Source organism: Psychrobacillus sp. NPDC096623 (assembly GCF_044762655.1).
Classification (GTDB): Bacteria; Bacillota; Bacilli; order Bacillales_A; family Planococcaceae; genus Psychrobacillus.
Genome location: NZ_JBIWER010000014.1, coordinates 1 through 9,168, shown reverse-complemented (window position 1 = coordinate 9,168; position 9,168 = coordinate 1). Strand labels below are relative to the sequence as shown.

Genomic DNA, 9,168 nt, shown 5'->3' with positions numbered 1-9,168 from the left:
TCGCTCGACCCGACAGGCAAGGGCCAGGCACGATGGATAACGAGGTGGAAGCCCGCTCTGAACGCGTTTGCGATCACGTTCGCCGATCGTTGGCCGGGATCGGAAACTTACTGATGGAAATCCGCCGAAACACCGTTAAAGAGATAGACCCTGCGTCCGATTTCCACGCGATGCGTTCGTCCGGGTGCTGTTCGGTGATGGTGGCGTCGAATTCTCGTGTTTGTCCGGCTATTTCGAGGATCCACTGTGTGTGCACATCGTCGGTTTGTCGAATTTCCCGTACTCCGGACATGAAGTGCAGGTCGGGACGGCCCGTGTTCAGATGATGAGGTTCGAAGCGTTTCGTTTTCAGACTCGCAATTGGGGTCAGGTTTCTGGCCACCTGTCGTATGCGGGCCATGATTCGCCCGAGCCGGTCGTTGTTGACCCGTCCGGCGGCCTCGTTGAGCTGTAGAGCGGATATGTGCAGTGCGTTGTCAATCGAGGCGTTCTCGGTGTTCGTTGGGTGTCATGCCGGTGGTGTCGCGGAACGCTCGGTAGAAGGTGCGGGGGTCGGAGAATCCTGTTTGTCGAGCGATGAGGGAGACGGGCCGGGAAGGGTATTTTCGTAGTAGGTGCTGGGCGGACTGGATGCGCGCTGCGCGGAGATATCCCATGACTGTGTGGTCGGTTCCCTGGAACAGGCGGTAGAGGCTGCGGCGGGAGAGTCGCATCGCGGTGGCGATGCGTTCGGCGTCGAGGTCGGGGTCTGCAAGGTGGGCATGGATGTAGGCCAGAACCTGATCTCGTCGTAGGAAGGCGGGTATTTCGGCGGCAGAGCGAACCGGTGTGACGAGACTCAGTAGTGATGTGGCCAGTGAAGAGGCGTGAGTCTCGAGCTGTGCGGCGCCGTGGGGATCGCTGTCTTGGTGTTGGGCCAGTTGGGTGAAAAAGGCTGCGACGGCGGACATCGCTCCTGCACAGCTCATGGTCGTGGCCAGGATGTCCGTGGTCCGGTCGATGCCGGCGAGCGCGAAGGCTCGATCGGCGGGCACCTTGACGATGACCTGTTCGTAGGGTGCATCGGCTCGGAAAGCGAAGGGCAGGGAACTGTCGTAGATGACCATGGATCCTGGCGGGACTACTGCAGTGTGTCCGGCCTGTTCGATGACGCAACTTCCGCGCGTCTGGAATGTGGCGAACAGATACTCGTCCTGTTCCCGCCCTTGGGCGATTCGGCTGCGATTGCGGTGTGTCTGCTCGGCGGTGGCTCGTTTCGTGGACAGAGTGAAGTTCGTGTATCGGCCGAGACGGACATCGCCGTAGAAGTCGGGGTCGGCGGGGTCGGTGCTGACGTCGACGTAGGCATGGCGCCGGGCCTCTCGCCAGTAGTCGATGACACCGTCGTCCGGCGCCCGCGAGGTCGACAACGTTTCGAAGTGTGGCAATGAGGGCTCGTCTGCATCAGCCATGGCCGGATCACCTGCCTTTCGGATACCACTGAGTTTACTGAGCCGCGCGGGAAAGTCCTGCGGGTCGGGGAGAGAGCGAGCCGGCCCTGTGTCCGCCAGTCGGGGGGCGATCACAGGGCCGGAAATCTACGCGTGCTGCAAAACGCTCAGGCCGTGAGCATTCCGTGCTGTATTGTGCTGAGACCATGAGCTTTCCGTGCTGGATCGTGCTCAGGCTGGAATCATTCCGTGTGGGTCGATGATGAACTTGCTCGATGACCCCTGATCGAAGGTCTCGTAGGCGGCGGGTGCTTCGTCGAGGCCGATGACCTTGGTGTTGAGCATTGCGCTCAGATACGGCATGCGGTCCCACAGGATCGACATCATCAACTCGCGGTTGTAATGCATGATCGGTGCCTGCCCCGCGGACAGGCGCGGTGACTTGATCCAGGCCTTGCCGAATTCGAGCGGGAAGATGCCTTCCTGTTCGGCCTTTGTCGGTGCCAGAGGGTCGGGGCCGTAGACGCCGATGACGCCGGTGGCGCCGCCGGCACGGGTGGCTTCGAGGACGTCGTTGATGGCACCTGCCGGCTGAGGCTGATTGGACTCCGAGCCGATGCCGTGTGCTTCGGAGCCGACATAGTCGACGCCACAATCGACTTCGCGCTCACCGAGGATGGCCTCGATCTGGTCGGGCAAGGGGATGTCCTGGCTCAGGTCGATGGTCTCGCAGCCGTTGTTCTTGACCAGGTCGAGTCGGTCCTGATAGTAGTCGCCGACGATGATGCAGGATGCGCCGAGAAGGCGTGCTGCTGCTGCGCCGCAGCGTCCGACCGGCCCGGCGCCGGCGATGTACACCGTTGAACCTGGTTTGGCCCCTGCCTCGATGAGTCCGTGAAAGGCGGTGGGAAGGATGTCCGAGAGCAGGGCAAGATCGAGGATCTTGTCCATGGCCTGGTCCTTGTCCGGGAAACGGAGGAGTTGGAAGTCCGCGTACGGGACGAACAGGTATTCGGCTTGTCCGCCCACCCAGTCGCCGAGATTGAAACCGTATGCGCCGCAGGAGACTGCAGGATTGACGGTTTCACAGACATCTGTGCGGCGAGCTTTACAGTTGCGGCATCGTCCACAGGCGACGTTGAAGGGGACCGAGACGAGATCGCCTTCTTTGAGGAACTCCACGTCGGAGCCGACCTCGATGATCTCTCCGGTCATCTCGTGGCCCATGACCATACCCTGGGGGACGGGGAAGGACCCTCGGTAAATGTGCAGGTCGCTGCCGCAAATGTTGGTAGCGACGATTTTCAGGATGACGCCGTGGGGCGCTTTTCGTCCGTTCGGCATCTCCAGCTTGGGGAAGTCGAGTTTCTCGACCTTCATGGTGCCGGGGCTCTCGAACACCACTGCGCGGTTGCTGTCTGCCATGCTGTCGCTCCTAACCTGGGGGATCCCTGCACGCTGCGATTCGGGACCCGGTTGTGGTGGCGTGGCCACCGGGGGACCTTTCGAACGTATGCGCACGTGGCGATACGTGTCAGTGACCTTGCGTGTCAACTGAGTGACGATGTGTGCCAGGAGTGCTGTGGGGTCTGCCGCAAGGCTCCCTTCCTTCGTTATGGTCACCGGCATGACAAACCGTTCCGAACATCTCGCCGAGGCCGATGATCGCTGGAGGCAGGGTGTCGTGGTGCGGGGAGCTCGGCAGAACAATCTTGCCGACGTCGATCTCGATGTTCCTCGAGACCGTCTGGTGGTGTTCACCGGTGTGTCCGGCTCGGGGAAATCCTCGCTGGCGTTCGGGACACTGTTCGCGGAATCGCAGCGGCGCTATCTGGAGTCGGTGGCACCGTATGCCCGTCGGCTGATCGACCAGGTCGGTGTACCCGATGTCGACGTCGTCGAGGGACTGCCACCGGCGGTTGCACTGCAGCAGCACCGAGGCATCGGTAATGCTCGATCGAATGTCGCCAGCGTGACGACATTGGGCAGTCTCGTGCGGATGCTCTATTCCCGTGCCGGGTCTTACCCAGATGACCAACCGATGCTCTACGCGGAGGACTTCTCGCCGAACACCGTGCAGGGCGCATGTCCGACCTGCCATGGCATCGGGCGCGTCTACGAGGTCGATGTCGACAAGATGGTCCCCGATCCCACACTCAGCATCCGGGAGCGCGCGATCGCTTCGTGGCCGCCGGGCTGGCCGGGTGGCAACCTTCGCGACATCCTGGTGTCACTGGGATACGACGTCGACTCTCCGTGGAAGAAGCTGCCGAAGAAACATCGCGACTGGATCCTGTTCACCGAGGACCGCCCCACCGTTCCTGTGTACTCGGGATTTACCCCGGCACAGACTCGGCGAGCGATCAAAGCCGGAACCGAACCCAGTTACGAGGGCAATTTCGTCGGCGCCCGGCGGTTCGTGCTCGATACCTTCGCGAACACCAAGAGCTCGATCGTCAAGAAGCGGGTCTCTGAGTTCGTCACCAGCGAGGTATGCCCGATGTGCCAGGGCAAGCGGGTCAAGGCGGAGGCGCTCTCGGTCACCTTCGAGGGCCTGGATATCGCCGAGTTCGCGTCCTTGCCCCTGGCACGACTGGCAGAGATCGCGCGCACTGTTGTGTCCAGCGACTGGCTACCCGAGGCGGCAGGAGAAGCTCTCGACGAAACCCGACGAGCCGAGGCCACGCGACGACGTGTCGCATCGGGAGGATCGGCGCACACCGCCGCTCCCGACGTGCGACGCACCCCGAACGTGTCAGCGGAAAAACAGGTGGCGGCGCGGCGCCTGCTCGACGACCTCCTCGAAAGAATCCAACCCATCATCGACCTCGGGCTGGGATATCTGTCACTGGACCGGACGACGCCCACACTCTCCGGCGGAGAGCTGCAACGACTGCGCCTGGCGACGCAGCTGTCCTCGAAGCTGTTCGGCGTCGCCTACATCCTCGACGAACCTTCGGCGGGACTGCACCCCGGCGACTTGACGGCGCTGCTGAGAATTCTGCACGGACTTCGTGAGCGAGGAAACAGCGTCCTCGTCGTCGAGCACTCCCTACCCGTCATCCGAGAAGCGGACTGGCTGGTCGATATCGGTCCCGGTGCCGGCGAGAACGGTGGACGCGTGCTCTACAGTGGAACACCCGCCGGGCTGGCCGACGTACCGGACTCGGTCACCGCACGCTATCTCTTCGACACGTCGGAGCAGGTGCGCCGCCAGCGGCGTACCCCCCGCGGGTGGCTTCGCGTCGAAGGCGTCGAGCGCAACAGTCTCCGCGACCTCACCGTGTCTTTCCCTCTCGGGGTCTTGACCGCGGTCACCGGAGTCTCCGGTTCGGGGAAATCGAGCCTCGTCAGCCAGGCTCTACCAGCGTTGATCAACGCTGAACTGGGCCGGCCCGCCGCGCCCGATGCCAACGTCGAACCGCGCGACGACACCGATCTGCTGCTCACCGGAGATCAGGGCGCGGTCCGCGGCCGCATCGAGGGCACCTTGGGAGGGCTCCGTCGGGTGGTCGCCATCGATCAGCGCCCTATCGGGCGCACACCCCGATCCAATGTTGCAACCTACACCGGCATGTTCGACCACATCCGCAAGCTGTTCGCCGCAACACCTGCGGCCAAGAAACGGAACTACAAACCGGGGCGGTTCTCCTTCAATGTCGCCGGTGGCCGCTGTCCGACCTGCGAAGGTGAAGGCTTCGTGATGGTCGAGCTGCTTTTCCTGCCCAGCGTCTACAGTCCGTGCCCGGACTGCAACGGCACTCGTTACACGCAGAGCACACTCGAAATCACCTGGCGGGACCGCAACATCGCCGACGTTCTCGCGATGAGCATCGACGAAGCCCACGCCTTCTTCACCAGTGAGAACGACGTTCTTCGCTCGCTCACCGTCCTACGCGAGGTCGGGTTGGGTTACCTGCGACTCGGACAACCCGCCACCGAGCTGTCCGGCGGCGAAGCTCAGCGTGTCAAGCTGGCATCCGAACTCCAGCGTGCTCAACGCGGCGACACGCTCTACATCCTCGACGAGCCCACTGCTGGGCTCCACCCGTCCGACAGCGACAGACTGCTCGCTCACGCGCAGGGGCTCGTCGACGCCGACAACACCGTCGTCATGGTCGAACTCGACATGCGCGTCGTCGCCCAGGCCGACCACGTCATCGACCTCGGACCGGGAGCGGGCGCCGACGGCGGACGTATCGTCGCCACCGGTTCCCCCGAGCAGGTAGCTGCCACTGCCGACAGTGCGACTGCCCCCTATCTACGAGCGGCGCTGGAAAACACAGGCGCCGGCACCACACAACACTGACCTGACCGCGCACCACCGCCTGGACTGAACGGCGATAAGGATCAACTAGCGATGGCACGACAGGCACCGAAACCCCAAGGCCTGCGTAATCAGCTCTCCAACTCTCTCCGGCCTCTCTCCGGCGTGAGTCCGGCTCCGCGGTGCTGCTGCTGGTGGTAACCGTGACCGCCCTGCTGTGGGCAAATTCGCCGGCTTCGGACGCGTACTTCGACCTCTGGCATCAAGGCGCCGGATTCGAACTCGGCCCGGTGGCGTTGCACATGAGCCTTCACCATTGGATCAACGACGGGTTGACGGTCGTCTTCTTCTTTCTGATCGGGCTCGAGGTACGCCAAGAGTTCGCCCACGGGTCATTACGTGATCGAACCCGCACTCGTATCGCCGTGATCGCCGGAGTCGCGGGGGTGTGTCTACCCGCCGTCATCTACGCCGTGATCGTCGGCAGCGGAGACAGCCTGCAGGGTTGGGGGGTGGTCGTCGGCACCGATACCGCCTTCATGCTCGGGGCCTTGGCGCTCCTCGGGCCCGCACGATCAGGCCAACTGCGAGTGTTTCTCCTTACCGTCACGGTGGTCGACGACTTCCTCGCGGTGTCCATCATCGGATTCGTATACAGCGAAAACATTCGCCTGATTCCACTGCTCGTTTCCCTGGCATGCCTGACAGCATTGTGGCTACTCGGGCGGGCGCGACAGTGGCGAGCCGCGCCATACATTCTCGTGGTGATCGTGCTGTGGTTCAGCACGATCGAGTCGGGTGTTCATCCCTCGCTTGCCGGAATGGTCGCCGGCCTTCTGATTCCCGCGTACCCGACACAGCGGCACAAGGTGGAGGCGGCTCCAGAACTGTTTCGTGACTTCTGGCAGTCTCCGAGCGCCGCATCAGGTCGTGCAGTGTCACGTGGACTGGCCAAAGGCACAGCCGTCAACGAGCGGATACACGAATACCTCCGGGTACCCACCGCGCTGATCGTGGTACCGATCTTCGCTCTCGCCAACGCCGGCGTCGACCTGCGTGGCGGACTGCTCGTCGAAGCGTTCAGTGCCCGTGTGACCTGGGGAGTTGTGCTTGGCCTGGTTCTCGGCAAGCTCCTCGGCATCGGAGCAGCCACATACATCGCTGTCCGACTCGGAGCGGGCCGATTACCGCAGGGGGTCGGCATGGGCAGTGTGATGGGCGGATCTGCGCTATCGGGGATGGGATTCACCGTATCGCTGCTGATCATAGGTTTGGCTTTCGGCACATCTCCCGAACTGGCCGGGCAGGCGACCGTCGGCGTGCTCGTCGCCATGGTGCTGGCTGCAGTACTGGGTGCGGTGATCTTCCGCGTGGCAGCGACCAAGCTGGGTGAGGCCGAAGCCGATCTCCCCATCGTGCTGGAACCTCCCGTAGATCCCGAGATCGACCACATTCGTGGACCCGAAGACGCCCAGCTGACCCTTGTAGAGTTCGTCGACTTCGAATGTGGATTCTGCGCACATGCCACCGGAGGATGGGACGACCTGCACGTCCACTTCGGCGACGATCTGCGCTACGTGGTCCGTCACCTACCGCTGGTGGACATCCATCCGCACGCACTGGTTGCCGCACATGCAGCAGAGGCCGCCGCACGGCAGCACATGTTCTGGGAATGGCTGGACTTCGTGTTCACCCGCCAGAACGCGCTCGCGCGAACCGATCTCATCGGCTATGCAGCCGAGATAGGACTCGACGTCGACCAGTTCGTCGCGGACCTCGACAGCGACGCGGTCGCCGAGCGCGTACAACGTGACATTTCCAGCGCCCAGTCCAGTGGTGCCCGAGAAACACCGACCTTTTTCGTCGAAGGCTGCCGAATAATCGGAAGCTATGACGCGCGCACCCTCACCAAAGAACTCGAGCACAGCCGCCGAGGCGCTCGCACGTCCCTGCAGTAGACGCCGGAGAGTATCGCCCTCAACGGCACCGTCCTCAACGCCCGACGACTTCGCTCGGATTCCCGATGTGATCGAGACGCTGATCGCGCGAATCAGCCGTCTTCCCCAAACCGTCACCTGCCGCACGTGGTCAGAGAACGCCGACGAAGACGAGCCAGTGGACTGCCGCACGGAATGCGGCAGCGAAGGGCGGGCCGACGAACAGCTCCAAATCCAACATCAACGACGGGGATTCATCGGCAGTGCCCACCGGGCCGGCACGGAGCGTTGTCTCGGACCGCAGACACGCACATCCTCCGGCATGAGCCCGGAAGACACACGCGACCAGATCAGCAGAAAGTTCATCGTTGATGTCTCCTCGCCGTTCCGTGCTCGTCGGAATGCGTGGCGCCGGGACTCGAGCTCGTCCTGAACGAGTGCCAACCGGATTTCGTCGCATCGAGTCCGATCCTTCTGCTCAGCGAGCCGGGCAGCTTCCTCGACCAGCTCGGAATCCGTCATTCCTCGCCTGACATCCTTCACCGCAAAACCTCTCGAATAGTTCGTTTCGGTGTGGATACCCAATTACCTGGCGATCAACAGACTCCGACCGGCAGCCCGCGACGTCGGATGGTCGCTAGGTGATCTCAGTGTCGACGCCGTCCAGGTTGCTGCAACTTCGCCTATTTAGATGGCGGAACTATCCTCGCGGCGTCCTACGGCTCGCGATCAAACCAGTCATCGACGTGCCGCAGTGATCGCTGCGGCACCCCGCGGTGCCGCCATGGCCTTCTCCGAGCACTACGACACCATGCCTCAACAGACCTACACGTGGTCGAGTTCGATCAAACCCGAAGCATCACAGCAAAACCCGAACTCGGCCAAGTTGCGCACCTTCTTGGAGTCCTGAGATCGGTCACCAGCTCATGAATAGCCGCACCGTCCCACACATGGCAGCAGAGGAGAAGGACTGAGACTGTGAGCACCATCGGATACACCGGTGTCTTAGAACAAACCCCGAACTGCAGCAGTACGCACTCCGCCAAGCCGGAGCGATCTGTATCTTCACCGACTGCGAATCCGGCTCGAAAACGCAGCGACCCCAGCTCGCCGAACGCCTGAGCTACCTACGCGGGAATGGCGGTGTCGTCCTCGTGGTCTGAACTCGACAGGCTCGGACGATCCGTTTGTCGCCTCATCGGCACGTCCACATTCTTTGCGAACACTGCTCCGTATTCCGTTCTTTCGCAGAAGGATTCGGCACAACCACCGGCGGGGTCGTGAATTCTTCTCCCGCATCATGGCCGCTCTCGCCCAAAGGTGGGCACCACATGATCGTCGAATGCGCTCACGCCGGCCTCGAAGCCGTCCGGCGCCAAAGCCGACACGGTGCCCGCCCAACCGTCATGACACCCGAACGTACCGAACGGGCCCGCTCCGGGAGTGTTTCTTAAACGGTGTTTCGGCCCGACACGCTGGGTGAATGCCCGGCGAGAAGGGTGCCGTGATGACGACACTGGATGATGTGACGAAG

General features: G+C 62.6%; 5 protein-coding genes and 1 pseudogene. 3 read left to right on the top strand and 3 right to left on the bottom strand.

All coding sequences use genetic code 11. The features are described from left to right. Positions 1–73: 73 nt before the first annotated feature. From ACIQX2_RS19315 to ACIQX2_RS19305, 3 genes are all read right to left on the bottom strand, one after another. Positions 74–292, bottom strand: coding sequence for an SRPBCC family protein (locus tag ACIQX2_RS19315; RefSeq protein WP_353799055.1), 219 nt, complete (start codon positions 290–292; stop codon positions 74–76). Positions 293–476: 184 nt separating this feature from the next. After that, positions 477–1,451 (bottom strand): helix-turn-helix domain-containing protein, encoded by a 975-nt coding sequence (locus tag ACIQX2_RS19310; RefSeq protein WP_003943380.1) that lies wholly within the window; start codon positions 1,449–1,451, stop codon positions 477–479. 210 nt (positions 1,452–1,661) lie between these two features. Continuing rightward, on the bottom strand, positions 1,662–2,855 hold the full coding sequence (locus ACIQX2_RS19305; RefSeq protein ID WP_003943355.1) for an alcohol dehydrogenase catalytic domain-containing protein: 1,194 nt from the start codon (positions 2,853–2,855) through the stop codon (positions 1,662–1,664). Positions 2,856–3,057: 202 nt separating this feature from the next. On the opposite strand from ACIQX2_RS19305, the gene ACIQX2_RS19300 reads away from it, so the two are divergent. From ACIQX2_RS19300 to ACIQX2_RS19290, 3 genes and pseudogenes are all read left to right on the top strand, one after another. After that, complete coding sequence (locus ACIQX2_RS19300) at positions 3,058–5,739, top strand: excinuclease ABC subunit UvrA (RefSeq protein ID WP_051649789.1); 2,682 nt, start codon at positions 3,058–3,060, stop codon at positions 5,737–5,739. 128 nt (positions 5,740–5,867) lie between these two features. Further along, positions 5,868–7,049 (top strand): annotated as a pseudogene (nhaA, locus tag ACIQX2_RS19295) (Na+/H+ antiporter NhaA); the annotation flags it as partial. Further along, complete coding sequence (locus ACIQX2_RS19290; protein ID WP_263284177.1) at positions 7,029–7,655, top strand: DsbA family protein; 627 nt, start codon at positions 7,029–7,031, stop codon at positions 7,653–7,655. The pseudogene nhaA and the gene ACIQX2_RS19290, both read left to right, overlap by 21 nt. Positions 7,656–9,168: the final 1,513 nt, after the last annotated feature.